Annotated in this window: 23 protein-coding genes and 1 tRNA gene; 5 read left to right on the forward strand and 19 right to left on the reverse strand. The window is 48.2% G+C overall.

The annotated features are described in order from the left end of the window. Positions 1-156 precede the first annotated feature (156 nt). On the forward strand, positions 157-1,092 hold the full coding sequence (locus tag ACOJTG_RS16145; protein WP_420154771.1) for a ring-cleaving dioxygenase: 936 nt from the start codon (positions 157-159) through the stop codon (positions 1,090-1,092). A 146-nt stretch (positions 1,093-1,238) separates the two neighbouring features. Here the strand turns inward: ACOJTG_RS16145 and ACOJTG_RS16150 are convergent, their stop codons facing one another. Next, complete coding sequence (locus ACOJTG_RS16150) at positions 1,239-1,478, reverse strand: cytochrome b5 domain-containing protein (protein WP_420154772.1); 240 nt, start codon at positions 1,476-1,478, stop codon at positions 1,239-1,241. 105 nt (positions 1,479-1,583) lie between these two features. Between ACOJTG_RS16150 and ACOJTG_RS16155 the strand changes: the two genes are divergently transcribed. Both ACOJTG_RS16155 and thiL read left to right on the forward strand, forming a co-directional pair. Then, entirely contained in the window at positions 1,584-2,042 is a 459-nt protein-coding gene (locus ACOJTG_RS16155; protein ID WP_420154773.1) for a hypothetical protein, read from the forward strand. Between the two features lie 131 nt (positions 2,043-2,173). Continuing rightward, positions 2,174-3,208 (forward strand): thiamine-phosphate kinase, encoded by a 1,035-nt coding sequence (gene thiL, locus ACOJTG_RS16160; protein WP_420154774.1) that lies wholly within the window; start codon positions 2,174-2,176, stop codon positions 3,206-3,208. Between the two features lie 72 nt (positions 3,209-3,280). On the opposite strand, the gene ACOJTG_RS16165 is transcribed toward thiL, so the two are convergent. Then, complete coding sequence (locus tag ACOJTG_RS16165; protein ID WP_420154775.1) at positions 3,281-4,357, reverse strand: mannose-1-phosphate guanylyltransferase; 1,077 nt, start codon at positions 4,355-4,357, stop codon at positions 3,281-3,283. A 57-nt stretch (positions 4,358-4,414) separates the two neighbouring features. Further along, entirely contained in the window at positions 4,415-5,464 is a 1,050-nt protein-coding gene (locus ACOJTG_RS16170) for a DUF3089 domain-containing protein (protein ID WP_420154776.1), read from the reverse strand. Between the two features lie 167 nt (positions 5,465-5,631). Here ACOJTG_RS16170 and ACOJTG_RS16175 point away from each other — a divergent pair, with 167 nt between their 5' ends. Further along, positions 5,632-8,652, forward strand: a complete 3,021-nt coding sequence (locus ACOJTG_RS16175; RefSeq protein WP_420154777.1) for a TonB-dependent receptor — start codon at positions 5,632-5,634, stop codon at positions 8,650-8,652. 74 nt (positions 8,653-8,726) lie between these two features. Here ACOJTG_RS16175 and ACOJTG_RS16180 read toward each other — a convergent pair whose 3' ends face one another. The 6 genes from ACOJTG_RS16180 to ACOJTG_RS16205 form a co-directional block, all read right to left on the reverse strand. Further along, a complete protein-coding gene (locus ACOJTG_RS16180; RefSeq protein WP_420154805.1) occupies positions 8,727-9,608 on the reverse strand; it encodes a MerR family transcriptional regulator in 882 nt (293 codons plus the stop codon). Between the two features lie 229 nt (positions 9,609-9,837). Beyond that, complete coding sequence (locus tag ACOJTG_RS16185; RefSeq protein WP_420154778.1) at positions 9,838-10,497, reverse strand: carotenoid biosynthesis protein; 660 nt, start codon at positions 10,495-10,497, stop codon at positions 9,838-9,840. A 59-nt stretch (positions 10,498-10,556) separates the two neighbouring features. Next, positions 10,557-10,632, reverse strand: a tRNA-His gene (locus tag ACOJTG_RS16190). Positions 10,633-10,740: 108 nt separating this feature from the next. Beyond that, a complete protein-coding gene (locus tag ACOJTG_RS16195; protein ID WP_420154779.1) occupies positions 10,741-11,349 on the reverse strand; it encodes a superoxide dismutase in 609 nt (202 codons plus the stop codon). Between the two features lie 107 nt (positions 11,350-11,456). Further along, a complete protein-coding gene (locus tag ACOJTG_RS16200; RefSeq protein WP_420154806.1) occupies positions 11,457-11,873 on the reverse strand; it encodes a nucleoside deaminase in 417 nt (138 codons plus the stop codon). Between the two features lie 36 nt (positions 11,874-11,909). Next, on the reverse strand, positions 11,910-12,797 hold the full coding sequence (locus tag ACOJTG_RS16205; RefSeq protein WP_420154780.1) for a PE-PGRS family protein: 888 nt from the start codon (positions 12,795-12,797) through the stop codon (positions 11,910-11,912). Between the two features lie 140 nt (positions 12,798-12,937). Here ACOJTG_RS16205 and ACOJTG_RS16210 point away from each other — a divergent pair, with 140 nt between their 5' ends. Next, positions 12,938-14,434, forward strand: a complete 1,497-nt coding sequence (locus ACOJTG_RS16210) for a DUF4301 family protein (protein WP_420154781.1) — start codon at positions 12,938-12,940, stop codon at positions 14,432-14,434. A gap of 61 nt (positions 14,435-14,495) precedes the next feature. On the opposite strand, the gene ACOJTG_RS16215 is transcribed toward ACOJTG_RS16210, so the two are convergent. The 10 genes from ACOJTG_RS16215 to ACOJTG_RS16260 all read right to left on the reverse strand — a co-directional run bounded on the left by ACOJTG_RS16215 (position 14,496) and on the right by ACOJTG_RS16260 (position 21,926). Further along, a complete protein-coding gene (locus ACOJTG_RS16215) occupies positions 14,496-14,882 on the reverse strand; it encodes a RidA family protein (RefSeq protein WP_420154782.1) in 387 nt (128 codons plus the stop codon). A 13-nt stretch (positions 14,883-14,895) separates the two neighbouring features. Next, the gene (locus ACOJTG_RS16220) at positions 14,896-15,540 is read right to left on the reverse strand and encodes an SCO family protein (RefSeq protein ID WP_420154783.1); all 645 of its coding nucleotides are present in this window, start codon (positions 15,538-15,540) and stop codon (positions 14,896-14,898) included. A 37-nt stretch (positions 15,541-15,577) separates the two neighbouring features. Then, positions 15,578-15,973, reverse strand: coding sequence for a hypothetical protein (locus ACOJTG_RS16225; protein WP_420154784.1), 396 nt, complete (start codon positions 15,971-15,973; stop codon positions 15,578-15,580). A gap of 65 nt (positions 15,974-16,038) precedes the next feature. After that, positions 16,039-17,727 carry a DNA repair protein RecN gene (gene recN / locus ACOJTG_RS16230; RefSeq protein WP_420154785.1) on the reverse strand — a complete coding sequence of 563 codons (1,689 nt, stop codon included), beginning with the start codon at positions 17,725-17,727 and terminating at the stop codon, positions 16,039-16,041. Between the two features lie 61 nt (positions 17,728-17,788). Then, positions 17,789-18,010 carry a hypothetical protein gene (locus ACOJTG_RS16235; RefSeq protein ID WP_420154786.1) on the reverse strand — a complete coding sequence of 74 codons (222 nt, stop codon included), beginning with the start codon at positions 18,008-18,010 and terminating at the stop codon, positions 17,789-17,791. Then, complete coding sequence (locus tag ACOJTG_RS16240) at positions 18,003-18,440, reverse strand: GNAT family N-acetyltransferase (protein WP_420154787.1); 438 nt, start codon at positions 18,438-18,440, stop codon at positions 18,003-18,005. Before ACOJTG_RS16240 ends, ACOJTG_RS16235 begins: the two co-directional genes overlap by 8 nt. Before the next feature lie 22 nt (positions 18,441-18,462). Beyond that, positions 18,463-19,371: a DUF4835 family protein gene (locus ACOJTG_RS16245; RefSeq protein WP_420154788.1), complete on the reverse strand. Its 909-nt coding sequence runs from the start codon at positions 19,369-19,371 to the stop codon at positions 18,463-18,465. 21 nt (positions 19,372-19,392) lie between these two features. Next, complete coding sequence (gene coaBC / locus ACOJTG_RS16250) at positions 19,393-20,589, reverse strand: bifunctional phosphopantothenoylcysteine decarboxylase/phosphopantothenate--cysteine ligase CoaBC (protein ID WP_420154789.1); 1,197 nt, start codon at positions 20,587-20,589, stop codon at positions 19,393-19,395. A 72-nt stretch (positions 20,590-20,661) separates the two neighbouring features. Beyond that, positions 20,662-20,982, reverse strand: coding sequence for a DNA-directed RNA polymerase subunit omega (locus tag ACOJTG_RS16255; RefSeq protein ID WP_094815014.1), 321 nt, complete (start codon positions 20,980-20,982; stop codon positions 20,662-20,664). Positions 20,983-21,014: 32 nt separating this feature from the next. Continuing rightward, the gene (locus ACOJTG_RS16260; RefSeq protein WP_420154790.1) at positions 21,015-21,926 is read right to left on the reverse strand and encodes an outer membrane protein assembly factor BamD; all 912 of its coding nucleotides are present in this window, start codon (positions 21,924-21,926) and stop codon (positions 21,015-21,017) included. Positions 21,927-21,999: the final 73 nt, after the last annotated feature.

The raw sequence follows: 21,999 nt of genomic DNA on the forward strand, positions 1-21,999 counted from the left end.
CTCGAATTTGGTACTGATAAAGGGTAAATCATCTTCAGAAGTACCGTCCTTCCCCTGATTTCGACAAGCCTTTCCGCGATTCCGCCATTCCTTCGCAGGCTACAATTGATGAGCTTTGTATCATCAAATCAGTCGAAATAATAAACACGAAAGATCATGGAAACCAACGTAATAGGCCTTCACCACGTAACGGCGATTGCCGGCGATGCCAAGAAAAATTATGATTTCTATACCAAAGTGCTGGGCATGCGGTTTGTGAAAAAAACAGTCAACTTCGACGATCCACAAACGTATCACTTCTACTATGGAAACTATCAGGCCGAACCCGGTACCATCTGGACTTTTTTCCCTTGGGGAAATGCTGTACCCCAAGGCCGCAGAGGAACGGGTCAAGCCACGGAAGTTGGTTTCTCCGTACCCGAAGGAAGCCTGGATTTCTGGCTCAAAAGACTCGAGCAACACGGCGTCATCTATAATAAACCCGCCACGAAATTTGGCGAAGAATACCTGACTGTACTCGACCCCGACGGATTAAAACTAGAATTGACGGTAACGTCTCAGAAAGATAACCGCTCTGGAAATACCACCGCTGAGATTGGCGATGCTCAAGCCATCAAAGGCTTCTCGGGCACGACGCTGACGCTGGCTAACATTCAGCCAACGGCCGAAATCCTGACGGAATTGCTGGATTACAAGCTGGAAATGGAGCACGTGAATCGGTACCGCTTTGTGAACCCTAATAGCGAGACGGCGAACGTCATTGATCTGGTAGAAGTACCCGGCGAACGTCGCGGTCATGTAGCGGGCGGTAGCGTACACCACGCTGCCTTCCGGGTGAAAGACGATGCCGCTCAACTGGCTTTGCGGGAAAAAATCGAGAGTCGTGGCCTAAATATTACGCCGCAAATTGACCGGCAGTATTTCCACAGTTTGTACTTCCGCGAACCCGGTGGTGTACTCTTCGAAATTGCTACGGATAATCCCGGTTTCACGGTCGATGAGTCGCTGGAAGAATTAGGTCAGAACCTGAAATTACCCGCTCAATACGAGCCCCATCGGTCTACGATTGAATCTGTATTGGTGAAGTTATAAGCGGTTTGACTGGATGTAAGGTTTGAGTAAGTTTAACGTTTGAAAAAGTTTGAGGTTTGAAAAAGACAGTACGATCGGGTAAAGGAATCCATCGTACTGTCTTTTTTTAACCTTAAACTTCAAACCCTTTCAAACCTTTACCTCTATCATAAACGCAGCTTCCCAATCACCCTAAAACGTTCAAAAACCCGTTCAGTGTGGGGGGCATCGCTGAGTTCTTCCGTCAGATCCTGCCCGGCCCAGTGTTCGTAATGTTTACCGTTTCGCCACAGTCGCGAGGTAGTTACCTCATAAATCGTTCCTTGAAAGGCTACCCAGAATTCTTCCCGGTCCTGCCCATTTCGTAGGGCCAGTTGGGCCTTAGTATAGGTTTGATACGTTTCCATTAAATCCTGCTTAAAAGACCAATAATCGCTAATTTTTTGCGTTTTCAGTATCGATTGATGGGAAGTCTCGTATTTCCGCTATTTTAGTGCAAAAATGAAATGCAGATGAAAAGATATTTACTTTCATATAGTCTCCTAGCCCTGACCGTCCTGATTGCCAGCAGTTGTAAGAAGCCAAATTCAAAACCTGTTTCCGAGATTATCCGTAAAGTATGGACGGTGAATACGGTAAAGGAAAATAATACGCTGGTCTATACGAAAGGTGGGGCCAGCAATATCAAAACGACGTATTCCAAATTCAAGCTCGATTTAAGTAACGCTGCTCAGCAAACGGTACGTTGGACGGCCATTGACGATGTAACCTTTGTAGGAAACTGGACGATTTCATCCGACAATAAAAAACTGACGCTGACCAATCTCCAGCCTCAGCCCACGGGTAGTAATGGTACGGTAGAATTCAACATCAATGGTTCGCCTACGGAGACGCAACTTAATCTCACGCGTACGACACCCGATCCTAAAACGGGGAATACGACCAACGAGTATCAACTCGTCAATCCCTAGGATTTAAGCCGAAGCTTTCACCTTTTCGGCGACTCCTATCTAATTTCAAGCTATTTTTGTAAGGCCTCCCTATTACTGGAGGCTTTTTCATTAGCCGGAAACTAAAGCCTTCGCCGGAAGGTTTCACAAGAATGGAAGAACGTACGGAATTGAATATTTTAGGCGAGTTTGGCCTTATCCATCGCATCGCCTCTCAGCAACAGTTTTCCCACGCCCGAACCGTCAAGGGCATTGGTGACGATGCGGCGGTAAGTAAAGGGAATACGGACTATCAGTTAGTTTCAACCGAACTGATGGTGGAAGGAGTCCACTTTGATTTAAGTTACGTCCCGCTCAAGCACCTAGGCTATAAGCTCATCGTGGCGGGTATTTCAGATATTCTGGCCATGAACGGATTACCGACGCAGGTAACCGTAAGTCTGGCTTTAAGTAATCGTTTTTCCATAGAAGCGGTCGATGAATTATACGCGGGCATTCTAACGGCTTGTGAGGACTACGAGGTGGAATTAGTAGGAGGAGATACGACGACCTCGCGTTCAGGACTGGTTCTTTCCGTAACGGCTTTGGGTACGGTGGAAAAAGACCAAATCGCGTATCGCCGTGGAGCCTCCGTTAATGATATTATTTGCGTAAGTGGCGACCTGGGTGGGGCCTACCTGGGGTTACAGATTTTAGAGCGGGAAAAACAAGTTTTTCTCGAAGCCCCCGAAAGCCAGCCGATACTGGCGGGGCATGAGTATGTACTACAGCGGCAACTCAAACCCGAAGCTCGTCTGGACATTATCAAGCAACTACGGGAGTTGAATATTGTACCTACTTCCATGATTGATGTTTCGGACGGATTAGCTTCTGAGTTACGCCATCTGGCGGCCGAATCGGGTCTGGGGGTACGCATTTTCGAAGAACAAATCCCTATCCATCAGAAAGCTTACCTGGCAGCTACTGAGTTGAAGTTAGGACCTTTCACGGCGGCTTTGAATGGGGGAGAAGACTACGAACTACTCTTTACCATTCGGCAGGAAGACTACCAGAAAATTCTGGATCAGACGACGGATATTAGCTTTATTGGCTTCATCTCGGCCGACCCGACGGAAGCGTTGTTGATTACCAAGCAAAACGAAGCCATTCCGCTAACGGCTCAGGGCTGGGAAAAGCAGGGCGAGTAAAAGAAATAGGCATAAAAAAAGGATACGGAAGTCTGTCTTCCGTATCCTTTTTTTATGCCTACTAAAAATTAACTAGACAAAATGAGTGCCTCTTTTGGAAGCATCGTTGACAAACTCTTTCACCTTCTGTTCCTTGTCTTTCGGACAAATGAGAAGCACGTTGTCAAACTCGGCGACAATATAATCCGATAGCCCTTCCACCACCACCAGCCGCTCTTTGGGCGTCTTGATGATCGAACCCGTTGTGTTGTGGGTGACGATGTGGCCATCAATCACGTTGTCGTTCTCATCCTTTTCACTTACTTCATACAGGGACTTCCACGTGCCCAGATCTGACCAGCCGATATCACTCAACACCACGTGTACGTTCTGGGCCTTCTCCATCACCCCATTGTCAATCGAAACACTACGGCATTGGGGGTACGCTCGCAGTAACTGCGTAGCTTCATCATCCGAATAAAAATGAGTAGCCATATCCCGGAAGGCTTCATCCATTTCGGGCAGGTGCGTTTCAAAAGCTTTGCGAATGGATTGGGCATTCCAAACGAAGATACCCGCGTTCCAGACGTAATCCCCACTCTCCAGAAAGGCCTGAGCTAGTTCCAAATGCGGCTTTTCGGTAAAGGTCTTCACCCGCTTGACTTCCTTGTCAGTCAGTCCATCAAACTGGATATAGCCATAACCCGTATCGGGTCGGGTGGGGGTAATGCCCAGGGTCACTAAAATGTCCGATTCAGCGGTCGCCTGCAAAGCTACTTTGATGCGGTCGGTGAATTCTTTTTCCTTTAAGATCAAATGATCGGCGGGGGTGACGATGATATTGGCCTCGGGGTCTTTGGTGGCAATCTTGTAGCAGGCGTAGCCAATGCAAGGGGCCGTATTGCGACGGGAGGGTTCCAAGAGAATCTGATGGTCTGAAAGCTCGGGTAGTTGCTGCTTGGTCAAATCATAGTACTCCTGAGAAGTAACGATGTAGACGTTTTCAACCGGGCAGATCTCAGCGAGTCGGTCGAAGGTCATCTGGAGCATGGTGCGTCCGATGCCTAAGACGTCATGGAACTGCTTGGGATAGGTTTGGCGGGAAAAGGGCCAGAAGCGGGTACCGACGCCCCCGGCCATGATGACTACGTACGTGTGTTGGAAGTTCATTCGATCATTCAATAAAGATAGGGTTACGATAGGTGTCAAAGCGGATCACTTCTTCAACTATCTGGCGGAATGAGTTTGGAAGTAATGGTTTACTTGCAAAGCTACATTTTCTCGCATATTTCCATAGAATAGATTAATATCGGCAACGTGCCAGTTTTTAATATTCAGTAAAAAGGCTCCGGGTACGTGCGGTTTGGAAATCCAGAGTAATCCGTTGTGCGTTTGAGCATCGGTTAATTTAGGCAGAAATTTGAAATTTCTGCCGACGCCTCCTTGGTGTAACGAACGAGCCGCGTAGGTTTCCGATGAATTCCAGAGTAGGGGATTGGTACAGATGACCTCTGGACCTTCCTGGAAGAAACCGGGTTCTGGGTGAAAATTCTTTTCAAAGGTACACCAGCTCGCAAAAGTGCCCGACTGGCCAGGCTTTTCAATCGGGCGTAAGGATTGAAACGTTTGCCGGGTTACGGGTCGTCCGATCAAATACGCCGCTACCAATTGGTCCTGTAAGTCTTTCCCGTCGAAAAATTCTTGTAACAGACGAATGGCGTGTATACTGCCCTGACTATGACCGGCTACGATCAGGGGCCGACCCTGGTTGTAATGACTAAGGTAATACAAAAAAGCCGTTCGGACATCCCTATAAGCCAGGTCAAGGGCCTGGTGTTGAGCAGAGGTGTCTTTCGTCAGAAAAACGGCATAATGGGCTTGGCGATAGCGGGGGGCATACACTTTGCAGGAACCATTAAAAACCGTAGCCTGATTCGTAATCGCACTACTGTCAATGCGGGCGTTTAATGTGGGGTCATTAACATCCGCATTCCAAGACTGGGATCCTTGCGGTTTACCCACGTACATCGTTGGATAAACGAAAAATACATCTACGGATGCCGTTGCTTGCTGATTCGTAAACGAGGAATGCATAGGAACTAAATCGGCGGCATCCTTCCGGTCAGGTAAAGCCGCCCAGTGAGCGGGCCTGGTATAATCCGGAGCGGGAGGCTGTTGATCCATACGGTACGCTGACTCAATCAAGTACGGTTTAGGTCGGGCACACCCACTGATTACTACTAAAATCAAAGGAATGACCCGAAAAATTGAATTCATAACGTGAATAACACGCTAAGTAAAGAAAGTGTTTCGTAATGCTTTCGTTGAAAAGAATTATTTTAATATTTCTATAATTAATTGAATATTTTTAATGTAAAATAGTCATCTTGTTAACAGATTCTTCGTTGTACATTCGCCCGTTCATTGACGTAATTCTCTCCCTTATGAATCGTACATTTACTTTATTTTGGATTGTTCTACTTGGATTAGGAAGCCTAGCGGCTTACAGTCAAACTTCGCTGGCCGGTAACGTTACCGATGCTGCTACCCGACAGCCGCTGGCTGGGGTAAGTATTTCATTGGTTGGTACGGTAACGGGTACTATTACCGACGCCAAAGGTAACTTCACGCTCAATACGTCAGCCACGCCACCGCTTCAGATCCGTATTTCCAGTGTTGGATACGCAACGCAGGTACTGAATGTTTCCGCGAATCAAACCAATCTGACCATTGCTCTCCAGGAGCAGGCCTATTTAGGTGAAGAAGTGGTGGTATCCGCTTCCCGCGTGGAGGAGAACGTACTTCAGTCGCCCGTATCCATCGAAAAAATGGATATACGCAGTATCCAGTCTACCCCCGCGGCCAGCTTCTACGATGCCTTACGGAACTTAAAAGGGGTAGATGTAGCTACTCAGTCGCTGACGTTTACCTCAGTCAATACCCGGGGCTTTGCGGGTAATGGCAATACCCGGGTGGTACAAATGGTAGACGGCATGGACAATCAGGCTCCCGGCCTCAATTTCGCCGTGGGAAACATTGTCGGTATTTCCGAACTCGATTTGGAAAGTGTGGAGTTACTGCCGGGAGCAGCTTCGGCTCTGTACGGTCCCAATGCAACCAATGGGCTATTACTGATGAATAGTAAGAGTCCGTTTCAATACCAGGGCTTAAGTGCTTACGTGAAAGGTGGCGTCATGCACGCCAGTAACCGTTCGGAGGCAACCACGCCCTTTTACGACGCTTCCATTCGTTATGCTAAGGCTTTTAACAACAAAGTAGCTTTCAAACTCAACGTAAGTTACTTAGCGGCCAAAGACTGGCAAGCAACGGATACCCGCGATCAAAGCTTTGGGCTAGCGGCCGATAACCCCCTGTATCCGGGCTTTGACCGTACCCCCGCGACTAACCCTAATTACAACGGCGTAAACGTGTACGGGGATGAGAATTCATCGAACGTGAGTCTGGCTAGTTTTCGACCCGTATTTGCCCAGTTCATGCAATTACCCGCCGCTCAACTGAACGCCATCGACCCTCGACTGACGCAGATTGTCAACGGAATCAAAGCGATTTCGGCCGGTACGGGTTTACCCGCAAGCACCATTATCAACGGTATTCTTTTGCCCGATCAGCTGGTTGCTCGCACGGGATACGCTGAACGGGACTTGGTGGACTATCGTACGAAAAGTCTGAAAGTGAGCGGTGCTCTGCACTACCGCCTGAGTGATAAAGTAGAAGCGATTGTACAGGCAAACTGGGGACTGGGTACGACGGTGTATACGTCTTCGGATCGTTACTACATTAAAGACTTCACGCTAGGGCAGTATAAACTGGAATTAAAAGGAGATCATTTTTTCGTACGAGCGTATACTACCCAGGAACGATCCGGGGATGCATATGCGTCGGGTATTTTAGCCAGTTATATTAATGAAGCCTGGAAACCCAGTCTTAACTCGGCCGCTCTGGCGAGTTCCTGGTACCCACAGTATGCGTTTACCTACGGGGGCGGAGCCTTGCAACTCTTCAACCAGGCTTTGCAGGCGGCTCTGGCGGCTGGACAAACGCCCCAGGCCGCTTACGCCGCCGCTCAGGGTGCGGTCAGTGCTAACGCCGGCCTGTTGAATGGATTGGCTCGTTCCGCGGCTGATGCGGGTCGTCTGCAACCCGGCACGGCTGAGTTCAACGCCGTTGCTGATCGGGTTAAAGGTAACCCAATTCCGCAGGGAGCCCGTTTCTTGGACCGTACCAATCTCTACCACGCGGAAGGGATGTACAACTTTAAAAAGTTGCTCGATCCTAAAATTGCGGAAGTCCTGGTAGGCGGAAATTATCGCATATATGATTTGAATTCGGGTGGTACGCTCTTCCTGCAAAAACCGGGCGGTGGCGAATACAACATCAAAGAGTGGGGCGGCTATGTACAGGCCGTTCGTTCGTTTGCGGATGTTTTTAAATTGACTGGATCCATTCGGTACGATAAGAATGAAAACTTCAAAGGACAATGGAGCCCACGTCTGTCGGGTGTTTTAACGTTGGCGAAAACCCATAATATCCGGGCCAGCTACCAGACGGGTTTCCGTATCCCCACCACTCAAAATCAGTACATTAGCTTGGCTTCACCCGTATCCTTACTGCTGGGTGGTTTGCAGGGCGTTCGGGATGCCTATAACCTGAATGCGTACGCCGATCAACTGTATGCCTACGATGATACGTATCTATCCAATACCAGCGATCGTTCGAAATGGAATAAAATCCGACTGACGGAATTCAAGCCCGAACGCGTACTGACCTATGAAATCGGTTATAAAGGTCTGATTGCCGAGAAGTTGCTAATCGATGCCTACTATTACAATAGCGTTTTCCAGAATTACATCGGAGGACTCGTATTCATTAACCCGGATAATCCTAAAACGCTGGGTACGGGCGGACCGTTAACGGTTTCTTCACCGTACAACTACGAAAAGAATATCCGGTACCAGGGTTTTGGTCTGGGGCTGGATTATCTGCTACCCAAGGGCTTTATCATTAGTGGAAACGTGTCGAATACGACGTTAAATACCGGGGGCGTGGGACTTTTTGACGGAAAGCGGAACCGGAATGTACTCGATGATGGTTTCAAGGTCGGCTTTAATACGCCTAAATATCGGTACAATGCCTCGGTAGCCAAGCGAATTTCAGCTCGTTCGAACTGGGGATTTGCGGTTACCTATCGCTATCAGGATGCTTTTAACTGGATGGAACTGTTATTGCCCGCTCGAGCTCGTACGACGGAAAACCACCCGCAGGTGTTAATTCCGGCCTATGGTACGCTGGATGCTCAGGTAAGTTTGAAAATTCCGTCGGTAAAATCAATTTTGAAAATAGGAGCCAGTAATTTATTGAATAAAGCGTATACGACGGCCTGGGGTAACCCGCAGATTGGCGGGATGTATTACGTAAGTCTGAATTTTGATGAACTCCTTCACTGATACCGAAGACCGTTCAACTTAAACTCGAGTGAAAGATTGAGCCCGGCGTTTCCGTAAGAAAACGCCGGGCTTTTTTAATGATCGGCCAGTTGGATGAGCTCCTGAATGTCGCGGATAAATCGAATATTGGCCGGAACCAGAATGGGCCCGTGCGAGTGCTGATTACAGAGAATCAAAATCGTGGCTCGGGGAAAGGCTGCCGAAAACTTATCCAAATACGCCTGAAATTCCTCATAACTCGGCGGAATGGATTTAAAAATAGTTAGTAGATAATCGGGGCTGTGCACCGTATACACGAAACCCAATTCTTCAAAGGGCAAACTTTGACCCAGGTAAACGACCTTGTGGTGCCGTGACCGAACGACGTAATCGGCAAAAAGTAGAATCAGCTCCTGAAGTTCACCTTCGGGCAAAAACAGTAGAAATTTCCGGGCTCCTTCGCGTTGTTTATTCAGTTGACCATCAATGGCAACGATGATTTTTTGCCGAATCAGGTTGACAATAAAGTGTTCCTGAGCCGGACCAATGCTGCTCGTCATCCAAAGCGTACTAATCCGGCTAAGAAAGGGATAAATAATGTTGATAATCAGGCTTTCAAACCCAAATCGGAGAATGTTGGTATTGATGATTTTTTCGAACTGGTCTTCGTCCAGATCGAGCATCGAAAGCGTAAGGGCGTGAATCTGATCGGGATAAGCCAGCTGACGTTCGGAAATGTCCATCACTTTCTGGTGGATGGCCTCCGTCGTCATCTTTGCAATTTCTGAAATCTTATAACCGTGATCCTTAAGCTGGGCGATGTTGAGCACCAGCTTTAAATCCTGTTCTGCATAGGTTCGAATGTTAGTATCGGTTCGTTTGGGTTGAATAATAGCGTAGCGTTGTTCCCAGATTCGTAGCGTATGGGCCTTGATTCCGGATAACTGCTCAAGGTCTTTAATCGAGTAACTGCTCATGGCCATGTACCTCAGAAAGCTGGAACTTTACAAACAGAGCATAAAACGTAAGTACCGACGATGCCTTCGGAGCGATTAATGCAAGTAAGGATTGATTGGTGAACGTAAACGGTAATGTTTGCAAGAGCTCTTCGTTAGCGGAGATTGAGCTTGCTAATTAAAAACCTCAGGGTTCTTAGAATTGTTTTAAATTTTAATAACTAATTGATTATTAAATATTTGTAGAAAATTATTGAAGAAGTAGCAGCAGACGGTGCGTGGCAAAGAAGAGAACCTGAAGCACAAAAAGGTAAGCCGCCAGGCGGTTCATTTTGGGAAAGCGAACGAACTGAAAAAGCAGGCAAAACACCCAGGCAACGAGGGCCCAGGCCAGGAAGTTCTGGAGCGGAATCTGTTCGTTTTTCCAGTGCCAGAAATCAAACCGAATAGCTACGGGCTCCAGGAGCACATCCAGAAAAACCATGCAGGCTGCCGCTAAGGTAGCCCGTACGACTAAAGGGAAAGGCCATTTCTGCCATAGCATACCCGCTCCGATGGTCAGAACCAACCAGTTGAGCCCAATGGTTAAGGGTACTTCGAACACTTTCAAACCCAGCGTGGCTCCGTACCAATATTCGCCGAAAATTACCCCCGTATGTACACCAGCCACTTCCACGCCGTATCCCATCAGAAAGATGAGCACACAGAAAAGCCAGAACGAACGGGTAGGCGATTCCTGAAAAAGCAATAGCAATACACCGGTAGTAATCAAGTGAAAAGGAACCAGCAACCGGAATACATCTTCGCTAGCAGAAATGTGAAGACCAGCCAAACCTGTGATGTACATCAAAGCCAGGATCAGCCGAATGATGGTTTCATAAGGGCGGAGCAGGGGAAGCCATGTTTTCATAGAAGAAGGCGGTAGCAATAAAAAAACCTGACAAGTTAAACTTATCAGGTTTGACAGGAGGGAGAAAGACGGGGTTCGAACCCGCGACCCCCAGAACCACAATCTGGTGCTCTAACCAGCTGAGCTACATCCTCCGTTTCGAGCTACAAATATAGCATATTCAAAAACTAAAAAGCAAGTACTTGCGGTAGAGGGAAGGAAGAAAAAATTTGGAATTCTTCCTTCTACCTTCCCTGTATCGACTTATTTCGCTGATTGATAGTTGGTTTCAGCGACGTCCCAACTTACCACATTCCAAAAGGCATCGATGTAATCGGGGCGTTTATTTTGATATTTCAGGTAATAGGCGTGTTCCCAAACGTCCAAACCGATGATAGCTTTGCCTTTTTTCTCGGCTACGTCCATCAGCGGGTTATCCTGATTAGGCGTTGAAGTCACGGCGAGTTCACCGTCTTCACCTACGATTAACCAAGCCCAACCCGAGCCAAAACGACCCGTAGCGGCTTTTTTGAATTCTTCTTTCAAGGCATCAAAAGAGCCAAATTTGGCATCAATGGCCTTCGCTAAATCACCCTTGGGGCTACCGCCGCCGCTGGGAGAAAGAATGTTCCAGAAAAATGTATGATTCCAGTGTCCACCACCATTGTTGCGTATAGCGGGGGATAACTGACCTACGTTCTTGAGAAGATCTTCCAGTGTTTTTCCTTCGAGTTCCGTACCGGCAACGGCATTGTTAAGGTTGGTAACGTACGTCTGGTGGTGACGATCATGGTGAATCGTCATGGTTTGAGCATCGAAGTGGGGCTCTAACGCGTCTGCCGCATAGGGAAGAGGAGCAAGTTCAAAAGCCATAGCTGGTTGAAAATTAGGATTGAAAATAGGAATAAATGTCTATTCGGTTTAAAAAGGCATTCCAAGGGTTAAAGAGTTCCAAGGCTATCGGAATTTTACGGGAACCACTAAAACTGACGGAGTTTACGGAAAAACGCGACGAGCTGGGCTTCGGTTTCTTCCCGCAAAATACCGCTGGTAACGCGGGTCTTGGGATGCAGGAGAGAACCTGCTTTTGAATAACCTCTTTTTTCGTCAGCAGCTCCGTACACCAGTCTGCCCAATTGGGCCCAGTACAGGGCTCCGGCACACATCACGCAAGGTTCGAGGGTTACGTACAGCGTACAGTCGCGGAGAAACTTCGACCCCAGATGCTGCGTAGCGGCGGTTAGGGCCATAATTTCCGCGTGAGCCGTCACATCTTTCAAGCGTTCCGTTTGGTTACTGCCTTTTCCAATAATACGACGGTTAGAAACGACTACGGCCCCCACTGGAATTTCACCGGCGTCGGCCGCCTCCTGAGCCAGCTGCATCGCTACCGCCATGAAATATTCATCACTTAAAGCCACAGAAAAGCGTTTTTATTTGCGGGGATAAAAGTACAAATGAGCCCGAATGTTATTTCGATCTTCACTCAGGGTATAGTAGCCGGAGCGGTCGGTAGCAAAGGCGATGGCTTCGCCCTGCGGTTCGGGAAAATAGGGCATCACCCGAGCCGAACGCTGCATAGTCTGAGCGATGCTTTCCCCTGAATTTCGTTTCCAGTAATACACCGTGAGGTAATCTTTCATGAGAATTTCCTGGCCATCGGGCGAAATATCAGCCGCAGTAATCATGGTTTGAGAAAGGCTGGCGACGTTTTCCGCAGTAATCACTTCCGTCGTAGATTGTGGATAAGGCAGACGATACAGGTGCGTACCCGAAGATACTTTGGAGATGATGTAAATATCCAGCGTTTGGGGATCCACCATCAGGGCTTCCGCGTCCCATTGACCATCGGGATAGCGATAGGTAATGCGGTCAACGTTGGATACGGAAGCGTTTCCCGACAACGTTGCCGGATTTGGTTCCGGAAAACGGTAAATGGCATGGGTTGAATACTGATTGAGGTTATCGCCCGTATCGCCTACGTAGAGCGTGGGTACTCCATCCCGAACGGCCGCTGCCATATCTTCCCAGTCGAGGTTAGTGGCATTTTCTACCGTGACGGTGGCTTTCCACTGGGCATTGGTCGCATCGAGTAGAAAAATGCGGTTGGGGTCACCGGAATCGTTGTGCGTCCAGATAAAATTGGGCTGGTGCCGACTGACCGCCAGGCCAGAAGCCTCGTATATATCCGCATTATTGAGAACCCCTCGACTCACCGCGGAACCAAAAGAGGTGTTCTCAGACGGCCCCGGAAACAGCTGATCACAAGCGGTAAAACCGACCAGTAAGCCTAAAAAAATAATCAATCGATAAGAAGTCATAGCCTTGGGGTATTTTTCAAAAACTTTAACCATTATTTACAGTTAATTCGTGTACTTAAGTGTCTATTTTTAACCAGAATAATTCCTAGCTGTTTCTAGTCACCGTCTTATTTTTCAGCCTCAACGTTTCCTAAGTAATCATGTTTTCTACCAAAGATTTAGAGCAAATTGAAGCCAAAGGTATTGAAGTCCAAACGGTTGAAAGCCAGATTCAATACTTTGTCAATGGATTCCCCTGGATGAATCTAACCCGTGCCGCTACTCCTAAAGACGGCATCCTGCAATTATCGGACGAGCAAATCCAGGCCGCTCTGGATACCTACGAAACGTACGTACCTACTTTACGGATTGTCAAATTTGTACCCGCTTCAGGAGCTGCCACCCGGATGTTCAAATCCTTGTTTGGATTCCTGGAAGGCGGAAAATCGGATAAGTCAGTCGATCAGTTTTTTGAGCGGTTACCAGCGTTTGCTTTCTATGACGACTTGAAAGCAGCCTTAGCCAAAGACGGTCTTGACATCGAAACGGCGGATCAGCAAACCATTGCGGAATACTTCCTCACGGGCAAAGGTCTGGATTATGGTTCATTGCCCAAAGGATTGTTGAAATTTCACGGGTACGCCGAAGAAAATCGTACCCCGGTGGAAGAACACCTGGTCGAAGGAGCAAGCTACGCCCGGTCGAAAGGCGAAGTAGCCATTCATTTCACGGTATCGCCTGAGCACAAAGCTAAATTCAAGGAACTGATCTCGGAAAAAGCTCCCGAATACGCCGAGCGGCACAATCTAAATTTCGTTATTGATTTTTCGGAACAAAAAGCCTCAACTGATACCATTGCGGTTAATCTGGATAATACACCTTTCGTCGATAAAAACGGCGGGCTGTTGTTCCGTCCAGCGGGTCACGGTGCCTTGCTGGCCAATCTGAATGACGTAGAAGCAGATCTGGTATTCATCAAGAATATTGATAACGTCGTACCAGATCGTCTTAAAAATACGACCACGATCTACAAGCGTGCCATCGCCGGTACCTTATTACAGACGCGGGAACGCATTTTCGGCTACTTAAACCGACTCGATAGTGGGGATACGAGTCAGGCATTAATGGCGGAAATCGATGAGTTCTTACGTCGGGCCTTGTGCGTAGAGCCCGTAGAAGGCTTCTACGAGTGGCCCGTTGAAAAAGTAGTGGAATATTTCCGTACTAAGCTGAACCGACCCATCCGGGTTTGCGGCATGGTGCAAAACGTAGGTGAGCCGGGTGGTGGACCTTTCTGGGCCAAAAGCTCCGATGGTACCAGCCAACTGCAAGTGGTAGAGTCCGCTCAGGTGGACATGGATGACGAAGAACAGAAGAATAAATTCCTGAAGGCGACGCACTTTAATCCGGTAGATCTGGTCTGCTCCTGGACGGATTACACGGGAAAAGCCTTTGATCTATTGAAGTACCGCGATCCGCAAACGGGCTTTATTACGCAAAAATCCAAGGATGGTAAAGACCTGAAAGCTCAGGAATTACCCGGACTTTGGAACGGTTCGATGTCGGACTGGAATACGCTGTTCGTAGAAGTACCCCTGATCACGTTTAATCCAGTGAAAACGGTAAATGATCTCTTACGCGACGAACACAAAGCGTAAGTCGAACGGCGTATAGCATAAAAAAAGGCTGACCTTAGAGTCAGCCTTTTTTGTAGTAACCTTATTCCACTACTGCCGTAAATTCAATTTCAATCAGATACTCCTGAGCTACCAGTTTCCGAATTTCGTAGATGGCCGTTACAGGTTTAATCTCCCGGAAAAACTCACCGTGAGCCCGGCCAATATCGTCGAATTTGCTGATATCAGTCGTAAACATGCGGGTACGTACGACGTCGTTCAGACTAGCTCCGGCTTCTTCCAGAACCTTTGCAATACGTTCAATGATATTCTTGGTTTGAGCGTACGCATCGTCGGCTCGTACGGTTTCACCATCGACTATGGCTACGGTACCGGCAACTTCAATGAGATTACCGATTCGCACGGCCCGGCAGTAACCGACCCGATCTTCCCAGGGTGAGCCCGAGAGAATATTCTGACGTGAAGACATGAGGGGATTAACGTTATTTTTCTTTTTTGAGTAATTCAATAGCTTCGGATACTTCACCAACCACTTCATCTTTGGTACCATCATAAATACCGCGAATGCGTCGCTGGGGATCTATGACGATGAAGGCACCGCTATGGAGTAATCCGCCGGGTTCATCGGAATCTTCTTTGGCCGATACAAAATAGGCGTTTTGTCCGATGTCGAAAATCTCCTTGCGGTCGCCCGTCACGAAGTACCATTGTTTCTGTCCGTACACACCCAGATCCGTCGCGTATTCTTTCAAACGTCCGACGCTATCTCGTTTGGGATCGATGGAGTGGGAGAGAAACATAACCTGGGGATCATCTTTGAACTTTTGATACAGCTTTCGCATCTCCATCGTCATTTTCGGACAAATGGTGGGGCAGGTAGTAAAAAAGAAATCAGCGATGTAAATCTTACCCGCAAAATTCTTCGCCGTAACCGTATCCCCGTACTGACTGGCAAAAGCAAAATCAGGAATCTGGTGGTATACCGTATCGGTTACGGTTTTACCTTCGACTACGCGGGTTTGCACGCCATTACGTGGTCCTAAAATGGGTAGACGCGACGATTCTGACTGACAGGCTAGTACTAAACTGATTGCCAGCATCAGAACGGCAACGGAATACATTTTCATAAGAAAAATCAGGGAACCGGTTCCAGGTGAAAAGAACCTACTTTTTCAAAAACGCTTTAGCGGCGGCTACGCTGCTGTTAGTTTGTTCTTCAACGGCAGTGACCTTCTTTTTTTCCGCTTCCAGATAAACTCGGCCCTGATCAGCGGATAAATCCAGTAAGGTATCTCCGTTGTAGTGGGCCATCCAGTCGTTCATGCCTTCTTCGGCCTTCGTTAGGGCCAGAATCAAACTGTCTCCTTGGGCACGCGTGGTAGTATCCTTGGACACTTGCTGACGAATGGCTTCGCGAAGGTCTTCAATCTGCATGTACGGACCCATGATTTTGTCATGCATGCCTTCTACTTCTTTCTGAAACTTGCTTAAATCTTCGCTGGGGGGATTTTGGCAGGCCGCTAAAGATACGCCCAGGGCCAGGAAAAGATATTTTTTCATACGCCTGTAGTTGGGGAAAATAAAAAGGAAAGAGCGAGTTCATCCGCTGGATGCTCGCTCTTTCCCTACAAATCAAGTTTATAATTGGTTCGTTCGGTCATGTTTTGCGACAGCAGCTCACGGGCGTTGTCCACGATGGCTTTGGATGGCTTTGCCCCGCCAATCATCTGAGCAATTTCCTGTACGCGTTCTTCCGTACTAAGCTGACGAATCCGCGAAACCGTACGATCCGCCGAATGGTCTTTGTACACAAAATAATGGGCATTGCCTTTCGCCGCAATCTGGTGGAGGTGGGTAATGGCAATGAGCTGATGACCATGGGCCATATCCAGCATCATGTTTCCGACTTTGATGGCAATTTCGCCGGAAATGCCCGTATCAATCTCATCAAAAATAATCGTAGGCAGGGAACGCTTGTTAGCCAGGATGTACTTGACGGCCAGCATCAAACGGCTAAACTCACCGCCCGAAGCCACTTCCCGCAATTGCCGGGGCTGCATGCCTTTGTTAGCCGAAAAGAGGAAACTAACCGTATCGATCCCCTGACTGCCGGGTTTTCCCAGTTGATGATCCACCACGAGGCGGCCATTGGGAATGCCCAGATCCGCCAGCAAACCCGTCACCAAATCATCAATTTCACTGAGTACAACTTTGCGGGAATCGGAAAGCTCCCGGGCCGTGTGTTCCAGTTGCTCCCAGGCCTGGTGGGCAGCTGCCTGAGCCGCCGCCAGATCCTCGTCGAGATTGAGTACTTTGGCTACTTTTTGTTCCAGATTAGCCTGAATTTGCAGTAATTCGGCAATCGTGGTGACATTATGCTTTTTCTGGAGATTATAAAGCAGACTCAGCCGTTCCTGGAGGACCGCAATCTTTTCGTCGTCCAGCTCTACGGATTCTCCCTCCGATTCCAGCTCGGCTACCACGTCTTTGAGTTCAATTAAACAACTCTGTACCCGGTCGCGAAGCTGGGCGTACTCGGTTCCATAGGTACTAATCGCTCCCAGGTTACCGACCACACTCTGCATCCAGCCGAGGATGCTTTGTTCGGGATCATTGAGATAACCGACGGCGGCCACCAGTCGTTGCTTGATTTCTTCGGCGTTTTCCAACGTCGTCAGTTCGCGTTCCAGCTCGGTTTGTTCGTTGGCCTGAAAGCGACCTTTACTGAGTTCGTCGAGTAAGAAGGAATTGTAATCGAACTCTTTACGGATTTCCTTGGCCTCCGCCTGCAGGCGGTCATAGGCTTCCTGCTTTTTACGGAATTCCCGAAAATGTTCTTTATACCGATCCAGGATGGCCGTATTCTGGGCGTACGTGTCGACAATCTGGAGCTGGTATTCCTGCGAACCCAGCAGTACAGAATCGTGCTGGGAATGCACGTCCATCAGCTCGGAACCCACCCGGCGTAAGGTTTCCAGATTGACGGGCGTATCGTTAACAAACGCCCGCGATTTTCCCGAAGGACTAATCTCCCGGCGAATGATACACGTGGTGTCGTAATCGATTTCCTCCTCTTCGAAAAGGGTCTGAATAAAGTAGCCCGCAATGTCGAATTGCCCTTCAATAATGCACTTTTTGGAAGGGTCCCAGAGTACTTTGGTATCAGCACGGTTGCCACGTAATAAACCAATGGCTCCCAGCAAAATGGATTTACCCGCTCCTGTTTCACCCGTAATGATGTTGAGTCCGCCATTGGGCGAAAGCTCGAGCGATTCAATCAGAGCATAATTCTGTATGAGCAGATTTGAAAGCATGAGTCAAAAGAGGATCACCTTCGAACTTCAAAGGTACAAAAGGATGGTGGGCTGTTAAATACTAAAAGGCGGTAGTCTTATCGTACACAATTTCCTCAATGTCCCGCACGGGGTAGCGACGTTCGCGTAACAGACCGTCTTCCAGAATCAATTCCTGGTTTTCCTGGCCCAACAGTCGTCCCGCATACGTAACGCCATTGCGTAAGACTACGTTAAGGTGTTTGCCCGTAAGTCCGGGTAGGGTGGGGTCGGTGGCTGGTAGTCTGACTAGTCGTTTACCCATGGTAAGTCATTACGTAATGGTGTTTAATTTCTGCGGTACATACCAACCCGTGACGTTCGTAAAAGCGGCGGGCGGATTCATTGACCTGCAGGACGGTTAGCTGCAAAGGTAAAGCTCGTTGCCGGGCTTCAGCCTTTAATTGTTCCAATAAAACCGAACCAATTCCCTGATTCTGAAAGGTAGGTAATAAATACAGTTCCGACAGAAAAATTTCATCCGTTCGACGCTCTACCCGGAGCGTACCTACGGGCGTTTCGTCCTGACAAATGATCTGCGTAAGCGACTGCTGGTAGGTCTGTTCAAAAAACTCCCATTGAATCCGCTCGTACCAGGCTCCCCAGGTTTCTACCACATACAATCCCAGGGCTTTCTTCTTGACGAAATAAGCCCAATCTCGGTCTTGCGTAGTAGCCTGGCGAAGCGTGATCATGGAGGAGAAGAACGAAGAATCCTTACTTGGTAAGTCTTCGATACGAATCCGTTTTAGTTGGATCGAGTTGGGATAAGACCTGAAACGCCTGCGTTTTTTCGGCCGCCGTACCCTGCGAAAACACCTGAACGATTTCTTCGGACTTGGCGTCAAAAAAACTGTTAATCAAAATCGAAGTAGGTTTCAGCTGGATGACCTGCCGGATGTCGTTGAGTACGCCAAGAATATTCTTCCGGGCCTGATCGGGCTGATCGCTGAAAGCATCCATGGAAAGCCGGTGATACGTGTACAACCCTTCCCGAAAAGGAATCATTTGCTGATTCTGCAGATTTTCGACCAGCCAGTACCGACTTCGCTGATCGCCCCGCTGATCCCAGCCGGAAAACCCGCCATTGGAAGCCAGATTGGCTACGTTATAGGCCCGCTGAATCCAGGCTTCACCACCGCGTTTGCCGAATGAATCATAGTCCAGCGCCAGAGCAATGTAGCTGTAGTAGGCTAGCATGGACGTAAGGTTATCCGAGAAAACGTTATCGTTAAAATTCAGCGGATTTTCGGGTAAGTATTTAAAAGAAAACGCCCGATCTACGTACCGAAGCAGTACACTTTCGTAGTTGGTACCAAAAATGGGGCGGTTTACCTGAATAATGGCTTGTCCTTCGTAATCACCCTGAGCAGTAGCCTTCTGAAGATTGATGGAAATATCCAGGTGAATTTTTTCCTCCTGCCGAAACTGATCATTCGTCCAACGGCGGCCGTTCACAAAGTCCGTCATGGCCCGCTGCAATTCACCGTAAATCTGCTGAGCGTTGTTGGCTTGCTGGTTTACGCGTACCTGGTCCGTCCGTAGGGTAATGTTACAGGCCAGTTCCTGGGCGGAGGCCGTACCCCACAGGACTAGCGTACATACAATGGAAAGCAAATATTTCATAAAAAACACGGGGATGGATGCTTACAAATACGCGACAATGGCCTTTAAAATATCATCGGCTACTTCCGCCTTACTTTTCAATGGGTATTCCGTCAGTTGCTGGTTACGATCGATAACCGTGATTTGATTGGTATCATAACCAAAGCCGGCACCCGTATGGTTTAGCGAATTTAGGACGATTAAGTCAAAATTCTTACGGGTTAATTTTTCCCGGGCATTCGCCACTTCATTCGTCGTTTCGAGAGCAAAGCCGACGAGCAATTGACCCGAACGTTTTTGTTGACCCAGGGTAGCTGCAATATCAACGGTTTTACGCAGCTCAATGGTAAAGCTCGCTTCCGTTTTTTTGATTTTTTGCTCCGCTACGACAACGGGGGTATAGTCCGCTACGGCTGCCGCTAGTATCGTTACTTCCTGGTCGGCAAAGACCTCCTGACAGGCTTCGTACATTTCCTGAGCCGAGCGTACCGGATGGAACGTTATGGAAGGATGCGGCGAAGCCAGAGCCGTGGGGCCGCTGACCAGCGTTACTTGTGCTCCCTGAGCGGCTAGCTGCCCAGCCAGTGCGTAGCCCATTTTGCCGGATGAATGATTGGAAATAAAGCGTACGGGATCAAGGGCTTCCTGGGTAGGACCAGCCGTAATGAGTACTTTTTTATCCTTCCAGGGGGTCTCAGTAAAGTGATTCTCTACTACGGCTAAAAGTTCTTCGGGTTCGGCCATGCGTCCTTCGCCGATTAAACCGCTAGCGAGTTCGCCGTAGCCTGCCTGAACAATAGTGTTGCCAAATTGCTGGAGTCGGTTCAGATTTTCCCGCGTGGCCGGATGGTGATACATATCCAGGTCCATCGCCGGAGCCCAATACACCGGGCAGCGGGCCGAGAGGTACACGGCCATCAACAAATCGTCGCAGTGACCCTGAGCTGCTTTCGCCAGCGTATGGGCCGTCGCCGGAGCGATGAGCATAAGATCCGCCCAAAGTCCCAACTCCACGTGATTATTCCAGACACCCGTTGTACCGTTTGCTACAAACGTGGTATACACCGGTCGTTTGGAAAGCGTACTCAGCGTGAGCGGCGTAATAAAGTCCTGAGCTGCTTGGGTCATCACCACCTGTACTTCCGCACCCGCTTTAATCAGTAAGCGTACGAAGGAAGCTGTTTTGTAGGCGGCAATACTGCCCGTGACGCCCAGTAAAATTCGTTTTCCCGTCAGCATAAGCTAAAAAGTCTACTAATAAAAAACCTCCGCACTTAGACAAGCACGGAGGTTTTCCCAACGCTAAGAAGATTAGTCTTCGCTCGGTAATTCACTCCGGTAACGCCAGTTTACGCGTTCTTCAATGTACTCTTCAATAGCCAGAGAAGCGGGCTTGGGCTGACGCTCGTAATGTTTGGAAATTTCGATCTGTTCGCGGTTCTCGAAGATTTCTTCGAGGTTATCCACCGTAGAAGCAAATTCAGAAAGCTTTTGATTGAGTTCTTCCTTTTGCTTCACAGACAATTGTTTCGCACGAGACGCCATGATGGCTACTGCCTCGTAAATATTGCCGTTGGTTTTAGCGGCCAGTTTGTCCGTGTCGCGAGTAACGATAGAAGGATTCGCGGGCATATCTTTACTAATTTAATGGTTACGTAATGAAATTAATTCGAAGAGCTACCACTGCCCAAACGTCCCGTGTTGGCCGGTTGGTTGGTTTTCTCTTTGTCTTTCTGAGCAGCTTTTGCCAAACGCTCCTGTTCGGCTAGATCAGCCGATTTTTTAACGGAAACTTCGTAGAAACGTTCCGCTTTTTTCAGAAGCTTGCTATTCGGATACGTATCCACAAACTCCTGATAGTATTTAACTACGTCGTCGTAACGCTCTTTTTGCTTGGTATACAAGCTGTTTTGAGCAAAATCATACTGGGACTGTACCTGTAAAAACGCCAGTTCTTCATTATAATCCGAATCAGGAAATTCCTTTTTGAAGTTATTTACTGCGTATACCGCCGAGCGATAATTCTGCAAGTTTGTCGGACTGGTTTTATAGTAGAGCTTGGCCCGTTCGTAGGATTTCTTTTCCAGCTTCTTCCGCGATTCTTTAATGATTTTGGAAGCTTCTTCCACAAATTTACTCTGCGGATACGTGTTGATGAAGCTTTGCATGGCATCCATCGCCGTCAGCGTACTGGCCTGATCCAAGTAATACGGCATCGAAGCCCGGTAGGAAGCATACGAACTCATGTACAACGCTTCTTCGGCCTTCTCGCTTCGGCCAAAGGTTTCGTAGAAACGCTTGAACTGAAACGAAGCCACTTCGTACTGCTGAAGGTGATAGTTACAGTAGGCTTCGTAGAAAGTAGCCAATTCCTGCTGATCGGAGCCTTTCAAAAGGGGCTTGAGTTCTTCAAACAGTAGTACGGCTTTATCGTAATCGCCTTTTTTGTAATACGTCAGGGCGGCCTGGTATTTCTGTTCGTCAGTACCCTTTTTACGAAGTTTTTCGAAATTCCCGCAGGAACTAAAAACTAGCGTAATGCCCAGAAAAAGAACTAAATACCGAATAGTCTGCATAAGTCCGCAAAGATACGTCTTTCCTGTTAGAGTTAACAAGGCTTCCGTAGGTTTTTAAGAGAGTGGAGAGACT

The sequence above is a fragment of the Siphonobacter sp. genome (assembly GCF_048595215.1).
Taxonomy (GTDB): Bacteria; Bacteroidota; Bacteroidia; order Cytophagales; family Spirosomataceae; genus Siphonobacter.

Coding starts and splice junctions, on each gene's coding strand:
- ACOJTG_RS16235 (WP_420154786.1), bottom strand. CDS start 18,010: ATGGGTAAACGACTAGTCAGACTACCAGCCACCGACCCCACCCTACCC.
- coaBC (WP_420154789.1), bottom strand. CDS start 20,589: ATGCTGACGGGAAAACGAATTTTACTGGGCGTCACGGGCAGTATTGCC.
- ACOJTG_RS16150 (WP_420154772.1), bottom strand. CDS start 1,478: ATGGAAACGTATCAAACCTATACTAAGGCCCAACTGGCCCTACGAAAT.
- ACOJTG_RS16195 (WP_420154779.1), bottom strand. CDS start 11,349: ATGGCTTTTGAACTTGCTCCTCTTCCCTATGCGGCAGACGCGTTAGAG.
- ACOJTG_RS16225 (WP_420154784.1), bottom strand. CDS start 15,973: ATGAAAAAATATCTTTTCCTGGCCCTGGGCGTATCTTTAGCGGCCTGC.
- ACOJTG_RS16260 (WP_420154790.1), bottom strand. CDS start 21,926: ATGCAGACTATTCGGTATTTAGTTCTTTTTCTGGGCATTACGCTAGTT.
- ACOJTG_RS16175 (WP_420154777.1), top strand. CDS start 5,632: ATGAATCGTACATTTACTTTATTTTGGATTGTTCTACTTGGATTAGGA.
- ACOJTG_RS16205 (WP_420154780.1), bottom strand. CDS start 12,797: ATGACTTCTTATCGATTGATTATTTTTTTAGGCTTACTGGTCGGTTTT.
- recN (WP_420154785.1), bottom strand. CDS start 17,727: ATGCTTTCAAATCTGCTCATACAGAATTATGCTCTGATTGAATCGCTC.
- ACOJTG_RS16185 (WP_420154778.1), bottom strand. CDS start 10,497: ATGAAAACATGGCTTCCCCTGCTCCGCCCTTATGAAACCATCATTCGG.
- ACOJTG_RS16165 (WP_420154775.1), bottom strand. CDS start 4,357: ATGAACTTCCAACACACGTACGTAGTCATCATGGCCGGGGGCGTCGGT.
- ACOJTG_RS16170 (WP_420154776.1), bottom strand. CDS start 5,464: ATGAATTCAATTTTTCGGGTCATTCCTTTGATTTTAGTAGTAATCAGT.
- ACOJTG_RS16180 (WP_420154805.1), bottom strand. CDS start 9,608: ATGAGCAGTTACTCGATTAAAGACCTTGAGCAGTTATCCGGAATCAAG.
- ACOJTG_RS16215 (WP_420154782.1), bottom strand. CDS start 14,882: ATGTCTTCACGTCAGAATATTCTCTCGGGCTCACCCTGGGAAGATCGG.
- thiL (WP_420154774.1), top strand. CDS start 2,174: ATGGAAGAACGTACGGAATTGAATATTTTAGGCGAGTTTGGCCTTATC.
- ACOJTG_RS16145 (WP_420154771.1), top strand. CDS start 157: ATGGAAACCAACGTAATAGGCCTTCACCACGTAACGGCGATTGCCGGC.
- ACOJTG_RS16155 (WP_420154773.1), top strand. CDS start 1,584: ATGAAAAGATATTTACTTTCATATAGTCTCCTAGCCCTGACCGTCCTG.
- ACOJTG_RS16210 (WP_420154781.1), top strand. CDS start 12,938: ATGTTTTCTACCAAAGATTTAGAGCAAATTGAAGCCAAAGGTATTGAA.
- ACOJTG_RS16200 (WP_420154806.1), bottom strand. CDS start 11,873: ATGGCGGTAGCGATGCAGCTGGCTCAGGAGGCGGCCGACGCCGGTGAA.
- ACOJTG_RS16220 (WP_420154783.1), bottom strand. CDS start 15,540: ATGAAAATGTATTCCGTTGCCGTTCTGATGCTGGCAATCAGTTTAGTA.
- ACOJTG_RS16240 (WP_420154787.1), bottom strand. CDS start 18,440: ATGATCACGCTTCGCCAGGCTACTACGCAAGACCGAGATTGGGCTTAT.
- ACOJTG_RS16255 (WP_094815014.1), bottom strand. CDS start 20,982: ATGCCCGCGAATCCTTCTATCGTTACTCGCGACACGGACAAACTGGCC.
- ACOJTG_RS16245 (WP_420154788.1), bottom strand. CDS start 19,371: ATGAAATATTTGCTTTCCATTGTATGTACGCTAGTCCTGTGGGGTACG.